Raw genomic sequence first — 14469 nt, forward strand, 5'->3', positions numbered from 1 at the left:
GGAGCCCGCCCTTCCGGCACGGCTCACAGCGTGGCGACGAGCCACTTCAGCGCGGTGTGCGCCTCCAGGAGCGAAGGGCCGTACCAGGTGATCAGTCTGCCGCTGACCAGGCGGGTCGGCGCGCGACGGAACGCCTCGGGGCCATCCGTACCGGTGAACACGTAGGGCTCGTCGGGCAGCAGGACGACGTCCACGTCAGGCCGGTCGATCTCCTCCAGGGCCGCGTGCGGATAGCGGTCCTGGAGCTCGGCGAACACATTGGCGACACCCGCCCGGCGCAGCAGGTCGCCGGTGAAGGTGGACCTCCCGACCACCATCCAGGGGTCCCGCCAGATCGGGATCGCGGCGGTGGCGGCGACGTCGGGGAGCGGGCCCGTCCAGAGCTCCCGCGCGGTGGTGAGCCAGTCGGGGACGGGCGCGTCGAGCGCCTCGACGAACAGCCGCTCCAGCGAGTCCAGGGCCTGCGGAACGGTCTCGACGACGGTCACCCACACCGGTACGCCCGCGGCGCGCAATCGGGTGACGTCGAGCTCCCGGTTCTCCTCCTTGTTCGCGATCACGAGATCCGGGCGCAGCCGCGCGATCGCCCCGCGGTCCGGGTTCTTGGTGCCGCGCACCCGCGTCACGTCGAGTCCGGCGGGGTGGGTGCACCACTCGGTCGCCCCCACCAGGACGTCGGGAAGGCTGGTGGCGATCGCCTCCGTCAGCGACGGCACCAGCGACACCACCCGTCGCGGCGGACCGGCCAGGTTCATGGCGGTGCCCATGTCGTCGTACAGCGGCGGCATTGCCGGCTCCCTCGGTTGTGACCGGTCGGTGGGGGTGAGGCGATCGTAGGACGTCCGGCGACACGGCTCCGCTTGATGGTGACGGGTTGATGGTGACGGGTCCCGCGCCGTAGCCTCACCGGCGACGAGCACGGGGGGCCTGAGGATGAAGGACGTGACGCCGGCCGCCGGGTCGCCGGTGGTGCTGGCGACCACCGAGGAGGTCCTGGCGCATCCCGAGGCGGACGAAGGGCTGCTGAATCAGGCGGAGCGCGAGCGGGCGGGCCGGTTCCGGCACGACCGCGACCGGCGCGACTTCGTCGCCGCCCACCTGCTGGTCCGGCTCTGTGCCGCACGGCTGCTGAGGGTCGGACCCGCCGACGTGGCGTTTGCCCAGCACTGCCCGGGCTGCGACCGTCCCGGGCACGGACGCCCGCTGCTCGTCGACCGGCCCGACGTACACCTTAGCCTGTCGCACTCGGCCGGCGTGGTCGCCGCGGCCGCCGGTCTCGCGCCGATCGGAGTGGACGTCGAGCGCCTGGACAAGGCGTCGGACGCCCTGACCGAGGAGCGGGTACTGGCCCCCGCCGAGCTGGAGCTCGTCCGGAGTCACGCCGACCCGAAGGCGGCCTTTCTGCGGCTCTGGGTGCGCAAGGAGGCGCTGATCAAGGTCGGCCGCGCGGAGCTGGACACCTTGGGGCGGCTCGACCTCTCCGCGCTGCCCCTCGGCCCTCCCGGCCCCGCCCCGGCGGTCCACCGCTTCGAGGACTTCCAGCTGCTCGACTTCACCGACCCGGGCCGGCGCGCCCTGCTCGCGGTGGCGTCGGGCGCGCCCGCGCTGCTCGGCTCGGCCGCGACCCCGCCGACCGGTCTTCCGCGGACCGAGCCTGTTCCCTCGTAGTCCGAAGTCCGAAGTCCGTAGCCCGTGGCCCGTAGCTGTAGCGCCCCGAATCGCACCTGACAGACTCGGCTTCCGACGGGGCCAATGACCCACACTCGCCCCCATATTGACGCTCAGTCATGTGTTCGGTGCTCGGTGATACGATCATCGCGCTTACGGAGCGGCGGATGGATGCAATGTGGCATCTCCGGCCACGGGGGACATTCGGGCGTCATACCGGGTACGGAAAGTCCGCCGGTCCGCCCGCAATTGACGGAATCGGCAGCGGGCCGTCGGTCGCCTGAAGAGAGTCTTATGACCCGTTACATACAGAATCCAGTGCTCTGGGCCCTCCTTGTCGCCGTCCTTGGCGCAGTCGTCGTCATCGTCCGCCAGCGCCGGGCGGCGCGGGCTCTGCGGCGGGAGATCGAAGGGCTCAAGACCCATTATTCCGAGCTGGAGACCAGTTACTCGCAATCTGTCGAGGCGGAGAAGGAGCGGGCCCAGGACGCGACGAAATCCGTCCTCAAGTCCGCGATGCGGACGCTTCAGGGCCTCGCCGCCGAACAGCAGCTGATCATCTCCAAGTTGCAGAACAAGTACGGCGAGTCGGTCATTCTCCAGGACCTCCTGGAGATCGACCACACGAACTCCCAGTTCGGCCGGCGGGCGCAGTCCATCGCCGTGCTCTGTGACGGCTGGCTGGGCCGCCAGCGCGACGTCGCCTCGGTGTACGACGTGGTCCGCAGCGCGCAGGGCAGGATCCGCCACTACCGACGGGTGGAAATCCTCTCCCAGGTCGACTTCGGCATCACCAGCCGCGCCGTCGAACCGGTGGCGCTGGCTCTCGCCGAGCTGCTCGACAACGCCACCAGCTATTCCAGCCCGGACACGGTCGTCGAGATCAATATCCGTACCGTCCCCAAGGGCGTGTGCATCGTCGTCGACGACGCCGGTGTCGGCATGAACGACGAGGAGCGGGCCAAGGCCGCCAAGCTCCTCTCCAGCGAGCGGGTCACCGGCGTCTCCGGCCTCGGCAGCCCGCCGCAGTTCGGTTTCGCGGTGATCGGCGTGCTCTGCGAGCGCTACGGCTTCGAGGTGTCGGTCGACTCCGACTCCCCGTACGGCGGCGTCCGTTCGGTCCTTCTCCTGCCGCACGACCTGCTCACCGGCATGCCCGACAAGAAGGCCCCGGCGCCGGCCGTCCCCGCCGCCTCCGCGACGGACCCGCACGGCCCCGAACCGGCGCTGACCGCGTCCTCGACCGACGACGGTCTCCCGAGGCGCCGCCGCAAGCGGCCGATGGCCATCGTGCCCGGCACCACCGCGGCCACGACACCCACGTCGGCGCGCTCCGGTGCGGAGACCGCGGCGATCATGGGGGCGTTCCAGCGCGGCACCCAGTCCGGACGGGCCACGGGCCCGGACACGGCGGACCAGACGAGCAGCACACGTGATGCGAGCAGCGAAGGGCATGAGGTCTCGTGAACGACGATCTGTCATGGATGCTTGACAGCGCCTTGGAGATACCCGGGGCGCTGCACGCGGTCCTGATATCCGCCGACGGCCTGCTGATGGCCCGGACGAAGGACTTCGACCGGGACAACGCGGACACGGTCGCCGCCGCGATGAGCGGCGTGCAGTCACTCAGCCGCTCGCTCGGGTTCTTCGTCGAGGGCGGCCACGGCGGCCAGCTCCGGTGGCGGCAGACGCTCGTCGAGTTCGACGGCGGCTGGGTCTTCCTGATCTCCGCCGGGGAGGGCGCCTACCTCGGCGTCTCGGCCTCGCCGGACGTCGACATGCAGGACATCACCTTCCGGATGCAGCAGCTCGTCGGCCAGCTGGGCAAGGTCCTGACGACGCCGCCGCGCGAGAACCTCGGCGCCCGCTCATGACCGGCTTCGACGAACGGGAGCCCGAGGCCGCCGAGTTAGTACGCCCGTACGTCATCACCAAGGGGCGCGGTCTGCCGGACGAGGAGCAGCTGTCCCTGATCACCCTGGTCACCGCGGCGAGCGACGACCGGCAGCGTCCGACCCGGCTCTCTCCCGAGGAGCAGAGCCTGCTGGAGCTGTGCACCGCCGGCTATCTCTCCGTCGCCGAGATCGCGGGACACACACGGCTGCCCATGGGCGTCGTGAAGATCCTCCTCTCCGCCCTCACCGAGGGCGGCTACCTCATCACCCGGCCTCCCGTGCAGCGTGCCCGGCTGGCCGACCGGCAGATCCTCGAGGAGGTGCTGAATGGACTCCGCACCAAGTTTGGATGAGCAGGCGTACGTCCGCGGCGGGGCGACCCAGACCGCCGTGAAGATCCTCGTCGTCGGTCACTTCGCGGTCGGCAAGACCACCTTCATCGGCGCGATATCGGAGATCCCTCCGCTGTCCACCGAGGAGACGATGACCCGCGCCGGCGAGTCGTTCGACGACCTCAAGGGCGTCCGGAGCAAGACCACCACCACGGTGGCCATGGACTTCGGCCGTCTGACCATCAGCGACCGCGTCGTGCTCTACCTGTTCGGAACGCCGGGCCAGCAGCGGTTCGTACAGATGTGGGAGGACATGGCGCGCGGCGCGCTCGGTGCGCTGGTCCTGGTCGACCCCGAGCGTCTCGCCGACTCCTTCGCCGTGATCGACCTGATCGAGCAGTACGGCCTCGACTACGCGATCGCCGTCAACCGCTTCGACGGCACGCCGGACCGCGAGCACCGGGCGCTGCGCGAGGCGCTGGACCTGCTCGACGACACCCCGGTCGTCACCTGCGACGCGCGCGACGAGAAGTCGTCCGCCGACGCGCTGATCACACTCGTCCGCTACTTGCTGGACCGCGCTCACTAGGAGCAGACATGGACGCTCAACCCACCACCCCCGCGCCCCCGCCCGGATGCCCGGCCCACCAGGACGGCGGCCGGGTGCCGCTGTACGGACCGGAGTTCGCGGCCGATCCCCAGGCGTACTACTCCTATCTGCGCCACTTCGGTCCGACCGCGCCCGTCGAGCTCGCTCCGGGGGTGGAGGCCACCCTCGTCACCGACTACGCCACGGCGCTGCAACTGCTCCAGGACTCCGGCTCCTTCCGCAAGGACGCCCGCCGCTGGCGGGACCTCAACGAAGGTCTGGTGAGCCCGGACAGCCCGGTCGTGCCCGCGCTGGCGTACCGGCCCAACAGCATGTTCAGCGACGGGGCCGAGCACCTGCGGCTGCGCCAGGCGATCACGGACAGCATGGCCCGCGTCGACGCGCGCAAGCTGACCCGGACCACCGAGCAGGTCTCCGAGTACCTCATCTCGCAGTTCGGCGCGCGCGGCTCCGCCGACCTGCTCGGCGACTACGCCAGGCAGCTGCCGCTCTTCGTCTTCAACGAACTCTTCGGCTGTCCCGCCGACATCGGGGACCGGGTGCTGTTCGGCATCACCGGCATGTTCGACGGCGTCAACGCCGAGCGAGCCGTCGAGGTCCTGTTCGGCGCCGTCGGCGAACTGGTCGCGCTCAAGCGCGCCAGGCCGGGCGAGGACGTCACCTCCTGGCTGATGCAGCATCAGGCGAGGCTGACCGACGAGGAGATGGTCCATCAGGTCGCCCTGCTCCTCGGCGCGGGCACCGACCCGCTGGGCAACCTCATCGGCAACACCCTGCACCGGCTGCTCACCGACGACCGGTACGCCGACGGCGGCGGCCTGATCGACGAGGCCCTCGAAGACACCCTGTGGGACAACCCGCCCATGTCCAACTACGCGGCGCACTACCCGGCCGCCGACATGGAGTTCGCGGGGCAGAAGTTCCAGGCGGGCGATCTCGTGCTGGTCAGCTTCGCGGCCGCCAACACGGGACCGAAGCTGTCCGCCGCACGCCAGGCCGGCAGCAACCGCTCCCACCTGGCGTGGAGCGCGGGCCCGCACGCCTGCCCGTCGAAGGAGCCCGCCAGGCAGATCACCGTCACCGCCATCGAGAACCTGCTCAACCAGCTCCCCGACGTCGAACCGTCCGTGCCGGAGGACAGCCTCGTCTGGCGCCCGGGCCCCTTCAACCGGGGTCTCGTCACCCTGCCCGCCCGGTTCACCCCGGTCACGACCGTGCGCCGGACCGGCAGCACGCAGGCACGTCCCGATACCGCCACACGCCCGCAGGCGGGCGAGGCGGGCCGCAGGCGCGAACGCGGCGGAATGTGGAGCCAGTTCCTCAACTGGCTGGCGAAGTGACGGACACAACTCCCCTTGGCTGCCCGGCCCTCGCATGAACGATCCGTCAGTCGGGTAGTGAGCACCGCGTTGTTCCGGAGTGCTTACGAGGCGAAGGAGGTGTCGTGGAGCGCATATCCACCGACGCCGGTTTCATGCAAGGTCACAGCGAGTTCGGCCCCCTCGATACCCGCCCAACCGGGCGGGTATCTTCTTGGGCGCTCAGGCGCAGTACGGAAACGCTCGGCGGTCACGCGGCGAGACAGGTCCTGCGGCTGAGCGAGGCCGTGGGGTTGACCGGGGCCGACTCCGTGGCGTACGCGCAGACGCTGCTGACCGCGCTGGGCCCCGTCGCCGAGCGGCCGCTCGCTCTGCCGCCGGAGCGGTCCTTCCTCTCGGACGACCACACGCCGGTGGAGTTCTCGCTCGCCTTCGTCCCGGACGGCGACCCGACACTGCGCGTGCTGCTGGAGCCCGGCTACGGCGCCGGCGGCCTGGCGGAGAACGGCCGGACCGGACTGCGGGTCGTCCGCGCGATGGCGCGCGACTGGGGGTTCAGCACGAAGCGGCTGGACGAATTGGAGGACCTCTTCTTCCCGCCGAACCCCCAAGGCCCACTGGCGCTCTGGTGCGCGCTGGAGCTGCTCCCCGGCGGGGTGCCCAGGGTCAAGGTGTATCTGAACCCCGCGGCGTCCGGGCAGGAACGTTCCGCCGATACGGTACGGGAGGCCCTGCGCCGGCTCGGCCACCGCCGGGCGTTCGCGGCGCTGCCGGAGGGCGACCGCCACCTCTTCTTCGCCCTGGACCTGGGCGACTGGCAGGAACCCCGGGTGAAGGTCTACCTCGCGCACCACGACCTGTCGGCGGCGGGAGCGGCCGGCCTCTCCCGCCTGGACGGCGGCCCGGGGCGGGCGGAGATCCAGCGGTTCTTCCGTACCGCGGCCGGCCAGGACGTCGACGCCGACGGCTTCGGGCACCCGGACGTACCGCTCGACCGCCGGCCCGGCCTGAGCTGCCACGCCTTCACCGAGAGCCGGACCGGCCTGCCCAGCGGGTTCACCCTGCACATCCCGGTCCGCGACTACGCCCGCCACGACGGCGAGGCCCTCGACCGGGCGGTGGCCGTCCTCCGCCGCCACGGCATGGACCCCGCCCCGCTCGTCCGGGCCCTCGCCGCCGTCACCTCGCGCCGGCTCCAGGACGGCGTGGGCCTCATCGCGTACCTGGGACTCGCCTACCAGCAGGGCCGGCCGCCGCGGATGAACGCGTACATCTCCTCGGAGGCGTACGAGGTCAGGCCACCGGTCACCGCCGCCGCACGGACACCTCGGCCGGAAGCCGTCCACTGAGGCTCCCGGCCGCCCGCGGCTACGCGTCCTGCAACTCGCGCAACTCCCGCAGGTAGGAGCCGACGTCCACCTGGATGGAGGCGCCCTCGGTCAGACCGTAGCGCTCCTCTATACCGCTCAGGTACGTGCCGATCTCCTCGCGCATGTCCCGCGTGGACGGCAGGCCGATGTCGCCGCCGACGATCCGCGCCACCCACCGCGCCTGGGCCTCCACGAGCCGGGTGATCGAGCCCACGGGGCGGATCAGGCCGACGAAGTACAGCCCGGGCCGGTGGGGTGCGACGACGCGCTTGTACAGCTCGACCGCACCCTGCCGGGGACCCGCCGGGCAGCCGTCGGGGAGGAAGGGGAACGCCATGCGGAAACCGGTGCAGTAGACGATCGCGTCCGCCTCCTCCGAGCTTCCGTCGGTGAAGGAGACCGTACTGCCCGCCAGGGAGGCGATCGCGGGCCTCGGCGTCACCGCGCCGTGCCGTATCCGGCTGAGGATCTCGTCCGAGATGGTCACGGCCGAGGAGAAGATCGGGTGGTCGGGCTCGGGCAGTCCGTACTCCGCCAGCCTGCCCCGCGCCACGAGCAGCGCCTGCTCGACGAAGCGCCGCTGCTCGGGGAAGGACATGCTGCTCCACCACGGCGCGTCGGCGATCAGGTCCACGGACATGCCGAAGAGCTGCTTGGGCACGATGTGCAGCCCCCGGCGGACGGAGAGCACGGTGCGCGCGGCGTGCCGGGAGAGATCCGAGGCGATGTCCACCGCCGACGCCCCCAGCCCCACCACGACGACGCGCTGCCCGGCGAAGTCGCGCCCGTCGTGGAAGTCCATCGAGTGGAGAATCGTTCCGCCGAAGGATTCGGAGCCCGGCGGCAGCGGATCCGGCAGCGCCGCCTCCGTGTTGTGGCCCGAGGCGACGATCACCTGCTCGAAACGCCGCTCCGTCGTCTCTCCTCGCGCGTCCCGGCTGACGACCGTCCAGACGCCGTCGAGGCCCTGCCGTACGGAGAGCACTTCGGTACGCAGCTCGATACGGGGCAGCAGGCCGGCCCACTCGGCGAAGGACCGCAGATAGGCGGCCACATCGCTGTGCCGGGGGTAGAGCGGCAGCTCGGACGGCATCGGGAAGTCGGCGTAACCGGTCAGCTGCTTGGCGGTGTTGAGATGCAGGGACGCATAGGCCGGACCCCGCTCGCCCGCCCCCGGCCGGCGCCAGATCCCTCCGACGTCGGGAGCCTTCTCCAGGCAGACGAAGTCGATGCCCCTGCTCGCGAGAGCGTGTGCGGTCGCCAGCCCTGACAACCCGGCACCGATGACGCACACGGTCGCCGCGGTGGCGTTGTCGACAGCACGTGATCCGTCCAAGGATCCCCCTCCAGAGAACATCATCCGTCCTTGCACCGGGCGTTGACTGCCCAGCCGACCCCCGCCTCACACCGCCGACCCCCGCCTCACACCAGCGATGTGGATCACAGCGGGGATCTGGTCGGCGCGGGACCCCGGTCGCCTCACGATACCGATCGCCGGTCCAGGACCCCTGTGCCGCCGGCCACGGTGTGATGGGATACCCGTATGGGTACGAGCGGCCGCGGCGCGGCGTCGGAGTCCGGAAGCGTCCCGGCACCGAGGGCGGTTCCCCCCTTCGATCCGGAACTCACGGCCGTACTGGAGGGCTTGAGCGCGGGGGCGAGGGAGCCGGTCACCCCCGAGAACCTGGCGGCCCGGCAGCGGCGGGACGCCGCGTCCCGGCCCAGGCCGACGGTCGAGGACCTGCGCGTCGGCGGCCGTTTCGAGGTCACGGAGTGCACGGTGCCCGGACCGCCGGACGGGCCGGAGGTCACGGTCGTGAGCGCGCGCCCGGCCGGGCTCACGGGGCCGCTGCCCCTCCTGTACTACCTGCACGGCGGCGCGATGATCATGGGCAACGCGTGGTCCGTGCTCCCGAGGATCCTCCGCGAATGGGCCGCTCCGCTGGAACTGGCCGTCGTCTCGGTCGAGTACCGGCTGGCGCCGGGGACGCGGTACCCCGGCCCCCTGGAGGACTGTTACGCCGGACTGGTCTGGGCGGCCCGGCACGCGACCGAACTCGGCATCGACGCGGACCGCATCGTCATCGGAGGCAAGAGCGCCGGCGGCGGACTCGCCGCCGCCCTCGCCCTGCTGACCCGCGACCGCGGCGGTCCCACCCCCGTGGGCCAACTGCTGCTGTCCCCGATGCTCGACGACCGCGACACTTTCTCCAGGCACCAGATGACGGGCCTCGACATCTGGGACCTCACCTCCCACACGACCGTCTGGAAGGCGCTGTTGGGCGACCGCTACGGCGCCGCGGACCTGCCGCCCTACGCGGCCCCCTCCCGCGCCACGGACCTCTCCGGTCTTCCCCCGGCGTACGTCGACGTCGGATCGGCCGAGATGTTCCGGGACGAGGGCGTGGCGTACGCGAACGCCATCTGGCGGGCCGGCGGCCGGGCCGAACTGCACGTGTGGCCCGGGGCCTGCCACGGCTTCGACAGCGTGGCGCCGCGGGCGGCCGTCAGCCAGGACGCCCGCGACGCCCGCACGCGCTGGCTCCGGCGCCTCCTCGCGTAACCGACCTCGCGCTCCGGCGAATGGCGTAACGGTCACTGAGACATGCTCACCATGATCAATAACCTGACGCCGGGCGCGTGACCGCGCGCCGGTGGCATTTCCGGGCTCTCAGCCCGTGTGGAGGGTACGGAAGCGGAACGGTTCCGCCGGGTCGCGATCGACGACCTGGATCGGTGCCCACGCCCATTGCCACACGCCGATGCCCGGCGTGCGGGAGAACCGGATGGCCCCGCGGGTCCCCTCGACCGCCACGCGCGGCCAGGACTCGGCGACGGCCGCCCGGTCCGTGCCGTGGGAACGCAGCGCCTCGGCGAGGACGGTGACGGTGTCCCAGCCCTCGAAGGCGACGAAGGAGGGCGCTTCGCCCAGCCGCTCGCGGAGCTCCTTCCCGACACGTTCGCCGAGCGCACCGAGGCGCTCGGGCAGGTAGCGCAGGAACGGGATCCCGGCGCCGTCCTCACCCAGCGCCGCCGCCCACCCGGCGAACTCCGGCTGCCCGGCCGGAGCGCCGATCAGGATCTCCGCGAGCCGCCGGTCGCCCCGGACGGCCCTGACGATCGGCACGGCCGGTTCCGGATGGCCGACCAGCAGGAGGAGCGCCGTCGCGCCGTGGTCGACGAGGGCGTCGCACAGGGCCTCCGGGGTGAGCGCGTTCGCGTCGAGCTCGACGACGGTGCCGCCGCGGGGAGCGAGGTGGTCCCGCAGGACGCGGGCCCCGGACGCCCAGTAGACGCTCGGCTGGGTCGCCACGGCGATCCGACGCCGGCCCGCTGCGAGGAGGAAGTCCCCGTAGATCCGCCAGCCGCGGGACTGCGCCGGGGCCAGGCGCGCGACCCACTCCGTCGGCTCGTCGGTGAGCGCGTCGAGCACTCCGGACGAGCAGAGGAACGGCACACCGAGGGCGTCCGCCCGGGCGGCGGCGGCGCGGGCGACGACGCTGTGGTACTCGCCCACCACGGCGGCCACGCCCAGGCCGGCCAGTTCCTCCACGGCCGCCGCGGCCCGCTCCGGATCGGCCGCGGTGTCCCGGACCACCAGCTCCAGTGGTCTGCCGCCGATCCCGCCTGCGTCGTTGACCTCGCGAACGGCCAGGTCGAGCCCTGCGAGCAGGTGTCGGCCCGCCTCGGCCCAGCCGGGCCGCGTCAGCGGGGCGAGAGCGCCCAGGCGGACGGACGACCTGTCCGTCCCATCAGCTCCGGACGGCGATGGTGGCGTGTTCATGGGGTGGTGTCTCCCTGGGACGATGCGATCCGGGTGATCATGCCGGTCATTGGATCCACCGCCATCGTCGGCAGGCAAGCGAAATTCCGGCTCCGGTCACGCTCTCCTCCGCGGTGGCCGAGGCGGCGATCGTGACGGGAGGGCCCCTGCGGGGACGGCACCGGCCGGGCGCCGTGCGGAACGTTTCATGCGAAATTGGACGAAGTCGGCCGGATCGGCACGTTCAGGCGGCACACAACCGGGCACGCGTGGGAGACGAGCTCAGGACGAGCGTCGCCCGGAGCGGCCGCCCGGAGCGCCGCCCGGCCGGAGCGACGCGGTCCCGCACAGCGGCGGCCCCCGGGGTGCGTCACCCCTCCCACCCCGGGGGCCGTCCGCGAGCACCGGGCCGTGACACGGCGACACCGCGACACCGCGACAGGAGAGCCACATGACGGACAGCCCCGCACCGGAAGAGCAGGTCGACGCAGCGCGGAACAGGGCCGCGCGGGGACAAGGGCAGAGCCCAGGACATGGGCGGGAGCAGGGACAGGGGCAGGCGCAGGGCCCCGCCGCCGGGCGCGGCGTACCGGAGGAATCCCTCCCCGGGCGCCCCGGCACCAAGCCGGCCTCCCTCCAGGAGCCCACCGACCCGCACGGCCCGCCCCCGCCCAAGCCGGACCAGAGCGGTCCCGAGACGGTCGGCCCCACCGGCCAGGCGACGGGGGAGGACCCCGCACGCTCGGCACAGAGTGGCGCGTACCTGACCACCGCGCAGGGCGCCCGCCTCTACGAGAGCGACCACTCGCTCAAGGCCGGTGCCCGCGGCCCCGTACTCCTCCAGGACCACCACCTGCGCGAGAAGATCACGCACTTCGACCACGAGCGCATCCCGGAACGGGTGGTCCACGCGCGCGGAGCCGCGGCGCACGGCGTCTTCCAGAGCTACGGCACCGCCGCCAGGGTGACCAAGGCGGCCTTCCTCGCCGAGGAGGTCGAGACGCCCGTCTTTGTGCGGTTCTCCACCGTGCTCGGATCGCGCGGCTCGGCCGACACGGTCCGCGACACGCGGGGCTTCGCGACCAAGTTCTATACGGAGGAGGGCACCTTCGACCTGGTCGGCAACAACATCCCGGTCTTCTTCATCCAGGACGCGGTGAAGTTCCCGGACATCATCCACGCCGGCAAGCCGCACCCCGACCGCGAGATCCCGCAGGCGCAGAGCGCCCACGACACCTTCTGGGACTTCGTCACCCTGCACACCGAAGCCACCCACCACACCCTCTGGAACATGTCCGACCGGGGCATCCCCCGCTCCTTCCGGATGATGGAGGGCTTCGGCGTCCACACCTTCCGGCTCGTCGACGCCGAGGGCGGTACGACCCTGGTCAAGTTCCACTGGAAGCCAAAGCTCGGCGTGCACTCGCTGGTCTGGGAAGAGGCGCAGCTCATCAACGGCATGGACCCCGACTTCCACCGGCGCGACCTCTTCGACGCCATCGAGGCGGGCGCCTTCCCCCAGTGGGAGCTCGGCATCCAGACGTTCCCCGACACCCCGGAACAGACCTTCGAGGGCATCGACCTGCTCGACCCCACGAAGATCGTGCCCGAGGAACTCGCCCCGGTTCAGCCCGTCGGGCTGCTCACCCTGAACGCCAACACCAAGAACTTCTTCGCCGAGACGGAGCAGGTCGCCTTCCACCCCGGCCACCTCGTGCCCGGTATCGACATCACCGACGACCCGCTCCTCGCCGGCCGGCTCTTCTCGTACCTCGACACCCAGATCAGCCGGCTCGGCGGCCCGAACTTCGCCCAGCTGCCGATCAACCGACCGCACGCCCCCGTCAACGACATGCTGCGCGACGGCATGCACCAGACGGCCGTGCACACCGGCGTGGCCCCCTACCGGCCCAACTCGCTCGACGGCGGCTGCCCGTTCCTGGCCGGCGCCGACACCGGCGCGTACATCGAGACACCGGTGCAGGTCCCGGCCTCCACCAAGCGGCGGGAGGCACCGGAGTCGTTCTCGGACCACTTCAGCCAGCCCCGGCTCTTCTGGCTGAGCATGACCCCCACGGAGCGCGAGCACATCATCGCCGCCTACACCTTCGAGCTGAACAAATGCTACGAACAGGCCGTCAAGGAACGGGCGTTGACCGTCCTGGCCAACATCGACCCCGTGCTGTGCGAGGGGGTCGCGGCAGGCCTCGGCCTGCCCGTGCCGCCGGCCACCGTGAAGCTCGCGGCGGCCGAACCGAGCCCCGCGCTCTCCCAGCTCGGACAGAGCTGGCCGCCGGACGGGCGCGTCATCGGGATCGTCGCCGACGAGGACGGGGCCATGGACGCCGTACGGTCGGTCCGCGAAGCCGCCCTCGGCGCCGGAATGGTGCCCCTGGTCGTCGCCCCGGCGGGCGGCACGCTGGGCGCCGACGGCGAGCGGATCTCCGTCCAGCGCACCTACGCCACGGCCCGCTCCACCGAGTTCGACGCCCTGTTCGTGGCCGGAGCACCCGGGCCGGGACTCGACGCGCAGGGGGTGCGGGACGCGAAGGCGGGCCACATCGCCACCGACTCCGCGACCGTCGACCCCCGGGTGCTGCTGATGCTGGAGGAGGCGTACCGGCACGGCAAGGCCATCGGCGGAACGCCGGACGCCGCGACCGCCCTCAAGGCCGCCCGGCTGCCCGTCGACGCACCCGGGATCGTCCTCGGCGACGGCGCGGACGACGTCTTCCCCCGGCTCGTGGAGCTGCTCGGCCGGCACCGCGTCTGGCAGCGGCACCCCGCGTCGATCTAGGAACCGCCGAGTCCGCCCGGGGACGTCTGGGTGACGCGCCACAGGCGGCGGGGGAGTGCGCCCTCCTCGAACGCGTGGACCTCGTCCAGCCGCCATCCTTCGGCGAGCAGGTCCACGAGGTGGCGCGGGAAGAAGTGCACGGCGAACCCGCCGTGTTCGTAGATGTCGTCACCGTGCGCGACGCCGGCGCCGTAGTGGGCGTCCCCGGTGTGGCGCACGGTGTAGACGAACGTGCCGCCGGGCCGCAGGACGCGGCGGACCTCGGCGACCGCCGAGCGGATCTCCGCCGTGGAGAGCGCCATGCACAGCAGCATGTGGGCGAAGACGGCGTCGACGGAGGCGTCCGGCAGCGGGAGCGGCGTGCGGACGTCATGCTCCGTGGTGGTGATCCGCGCGGCGACCCCCTGCCGCCGCGCCGCCGCCCGCAGCTGCTCGAGGCCGGCGGGGCTGAAGTCGGTGGCCCGTACGGTGAAGCCCCGGCGGGCGAAGTACAGCGCGTCGCGGCCGTGGCCGGCGCCGAGCTCCAGCACCTGCGTCGCCCCCGCCGTACGGAACACTCCGGCGGCGTGGACGGCGGGGTCGGACGGCTCGGCGCCGTACATCCCCGGGTGCGTGCCGTAGGTGCTCTGCCAGTGCTCCCGCTGGGCCTCGGCAAGGCGCGGGTGGTCCTCCGCCACGGTCGTTCCGCCTTCCGATTCCCTCTGCGGTTCCGTCG

Annotated in this window: 13 protein-coding genes; 9 read left to right on the plus strand and 4 right to left on the minus strand. The window is 72.0% G+C overall.

Translation table 11 applies throughout. The annotated features are described in order from the left end of the window. Nucleotides 1-23: 23 nt before the first annotated feature. Entirely contained in the window at nt 24-788 is a 765-nt protein-coding gene (locus tag ACF06X_RS13345) for a helical backbone metal receptor (protein ID WP_392287370.1), read from the minus strand. A 145-nt stretch (nt 789-933) separates the two neighbouring features. Here ACF06X_RS13345 and ACF06X_RS13350 point away from each other — a divergent pair, with 145 nt between their 5' ends. The 7 genes from ACF06X_RS13350 (at nt 934) to ACF06X_RS13380 (ending at nt 7173) form a co-directional block, all read left to right on the plus strand. Beyond that, on the plus strand, nt 934-1668 hold the full coding sequence (locus ACF06X_RS13350; protein WP_392287371.1) for a 4'-phosphopantetheinyl transferase family protein: 735 nt from the start codon (nt 934-936) through the stop codon (nt 1666-1668). A 294-nt stretch (nt 1669-1962) separates the two neighbouring features. After that, entirely contained in the window at nt 1963-3135 is a 1173-nt protein-coding gene (locus tag ACF06X_RS13355; RefSeq protein ID WP_392287372.1) for an ATP-binding protein, read from the plus strand. Beyond that, entirely contained in the window at nt 3132-3542 is a 411-nt protein-coding gene (locus ACF06X_RS13360; protein ID WP_158984454.1) for a roadblock/LC7 domain-containing protein, read from the plus strand. The genes ACF06X_RS13355 and ACF06X_RS13360 overlap by 4 nt, the downstream gene beginning before the upstream one ends. After that, nucleotides 3539-3916 (plus strand): DUF742 domain-containing protein, encoded by a 378-nt coding sequence (locus ACF06X_RS13365; RefSeq protein WP_392287373.1) that lies wholly within the window; start codon nt 3539-3541, stop codon nt 3914-3916. Before ACF06X_RS13360 ends, ACF06X_RS13365 begins: the two co-directional genes overlap by 4 nt. After that, nucleotides 3891-4484, plus strand: a complete 594-nt coding sequence (locus ACF06X_RS13370; protein WP_392287374.1) for an ATP/GTP-binding protein — start codon at nt 3891-3893, stop codon at nt 4482-4484. The genes ACF06X_RS13365 and ACF06X_RS13370 overlap by 26 nt, the downstream gene beginning before the upstream one ends. An 8-nt stretch (nt 4485-4492) precedes the next feature. Then, the gene (locus ACF06X_RS13375; protein WP_392287375.1) at nt 4493-5845 is read left to right on the plus strand and encodes a cytochrome P450; all 1353 of its coding nucleotides are present in this window, start codon (nt 4493-4495) and stop codon (nt 5843-5845) included. A 104-nt stretch (nt 5846-5949) separates the two neighbouring features. Continuing rightward, nucleotides 5950-7173 (plus strand): tryptophan dimethylallyltransferase family protein, encoded by a 1224-nt coding sequence (locus tag ACF06X_RS13380; protein ID WP_392287376.1) that lies wholly within the window; start codon nt 5950-5952, stop codon nt 7171-7173. A gap of 19 nt (nt 7174-7192) precedes the next feature. Here ACF06X_RS13380 and ACF06X_RS13385 read toward each other — a convergent pair whose 3' ends face one another. Then, complete coding sequence (locus ACF06X_RS13385; protein WP_392287377.1) at nt 7193-8530, minus strand: flavin-containing monooxygenase; 1338 nt, start codon at nt 8528-8530, stop codon at nt 7193-7195. A gap of 207 nt (nt 8531-8737) precedes the next feature. Between ACF06X_RS13385 and ACF06X_RS13390 the strand changes: the two genes are divergently transcribed. Next, the gene (locus ACF06X_RS13390; protein WP_392287378.1) at nt 8738-9757 is read left to right on the plus strand and encodes an alpha/beta hydrolase; all 1020 of its coding nucleotides are present in this window, start codon (nt 8738-8740) and stop codon (nt 9755-9757) included. 108 nt (nt 9758-9865) lie between these two features. Here the strand turns inward: ACF06X_RS13390 and ACF06X_RS13395 are convergent, their stop codons facing one another. Further along, nucleotides 9866-10978, minus strand: a complete 1113-nt coding sequence (locus ACF06X_RS13395; RefSeq protein ID WP_392287379.1) for an ABC transporter substrate-binding protein — start codon at nt 10976-10978, stop codon at nt 9866-9868. A gap of 430 nt (nt 10979-11408) precedes the next feature. Between ACF06X_RS13395 and ACF06X_RS13400 the strand changes: the two genes are divergently transcribed. Continuing rightward, nucleotides 11409-13754 carry a catalase gene (locus ACF06X_RS13400; protein ID WP_392287380.1) on the plus strand — a complete coding sequence of 782 codons (2346 nt, stop codon included), beginning with the start codon at nt 11409-11411 and terminating at the stop codon, nt 13752-13754. Here the strand turns inward: ACF06X_RS13400 and ACF06X_RS13405 are convergent. Further along, nucleotides 13751-14431, minus strand: a complete 681-nt coding sequence (locus tag ACF06X_RS13405) for a methyltransferase domain-containing protein (RefSeq protein ID WP_392287381.1) — start codon at nt 14429-14431, stop codon at nt 13751-13753. The genes ACF06X_RS13400 and ACF06X_RS13405 overlap by 4 nt on opposite strands. Nucleotides 14432-14469: the final 38 nt, after the last annotated feature.

The sequence above is a fragment of the Streptomyces sp. NPDC015346 genome (assembly GCF_043078785.1).
Classification (GTDB): Bacteria; Actinomycetota; Actinomycetes; order Streptomycetales; family Streptomycetaceae; genus Streptomyces.